This is a genomic window from Pseudomonas sp. EA_65y_Pfl1_P113 (assembly GCF_963970525.1).
Taxonomy (GTDB): domain Bacteria; phylum Pseudomonadota; class Gammaproteobacteria; order Pseudomonadales; family Pseudomonadaceae; genus Aquipseudomonas; species Aquipseudomonas tritici.
Map to the genome: position 1 here is coordinate 1 of NZ_CAXAQM010000630.1, position 442 is coordinate 442.

1 pseudogene is annotated in these 442 nt (G+C 66.3%); it reads left to right on the forward strand.

Features of this window, described 5'->3' with window-relative positions:
* Positions 1 to 442 (forward strand): annotated as a pseudogene (locus AACY52_RS31455) (hypothetical protein); the annotation flags it as partial.

A 442-nucleotide genomic window follows, 5' to 3' on the forward strand; every position in this document is an offset into this window, starting at 1 on the left:
ATGCCGACCGCGCGCAGCTCCACCGTTTCGGTGACGATCACTGGGATTTGAGCGCCGCCATCTTCCGGGTGAACGCGCGCTACAGCAATTACCGGCTCAACTTCGCCCGCATCGCCGATCCGGTCACGCGCCGTCTGGCGAAAGAGTATGTAATCGCCCGTCTGCGCATCCACTTGCCGGGATATCGTGCGCCCTGCGGCGCGACCTCGGCGATCCGGCTTCTGCGCTACATCCAGCACTTTGCCGCGTTCCTTCGGACGCAGCTCGGCGCCGTCGACCTCGGCCGAGTGGATCCGGCTTTGCTCGACGCCTATCTGGTGCATGCCCGCGACGGCGGCCGGAGAACGCCCCACGAGACGGTGAAGTATGTCGAGGTGCCGATTGACCTGCACCACCTGGCGCCGTGGCTGACCGGCGGCGGTATCGGCTTTCTGCCGTGGCG